Below are 600 nucleotides of genomic sequence, written 5' to 3'. Positions count from 1 at the left end.
CAGCACTTCTTCTAGTTGATTTAAGGTTGTTTCACCCGCTACTCCATCTACTTCTAAACCATAGTAATCTTGGAAATCTTCTACAACACCCTTAGTTTGGGGACCATAATAATTCGTTTCCGAAAAGTCTCCAAAGCCTGCGGCTTGTAAGTTAACTTTCAAGTCAATGACGTCCGCTCTTCTCATACCGTTTTCTAATGGTCTAGTAATCTCGTACTCTAGTTGTGATAGCGTAGGACCATCTACTATTCCGTTCTCTATTAGATTATGATCTCGTTGAAAGTTTTTAACAGCTGATTCTGTTTGCGGACCATAATAACGTGTTTTGGAGAAGTCACCATAGTCTAGTGTCATTAGATAATCTTTAATAGTTACAGCATTATCATGATAGTTCCCATCTTGTAATGGGTTACCTAATACTTCTGATAACTTATTAATTGTATCTTGTCCAGCTTGTCCAGTTACATCTAAACCATAATAATTTTGGAAATCTTCGACGACACTTCTAGTTTGAGGGCCGTAATAATTCGTGTTCGAGAAATCTCCAAAACCAGCGGCTTGTAGATTAACCTTTAAGTCAATGACATCTGCCCGTCTCAT

General features: G+C 38.0%; 1 protein-coding gene. It reads right to left on the bottom strand.

The genetic code is table 11. The features are described 5' to 3' along the window. On the bottom strand, positions 1–600 hold a 600-nt coding region (locus AHA02nite_RS14985), incomplete at both ends, for a peptidoglycan-binding domain-containing protein (RefSeq protein ID WP_146818691.1).

The organism is Alkalibacillus haloalkaliphilus (genome assembly GCF_007991275.1).
GTDB classification, from domain to species: domain Bacteria; phylum Bacillota; class Bacilli; order Bacillales; family Alkalibacillaceae; genus Alkalibacillus; species Alkalibacillus haloalkaliphilus.
Note: the sequence above shows the minus strand (reverse complement) of the source record. Positions and strands in the feature narration are given on the sequence as shown.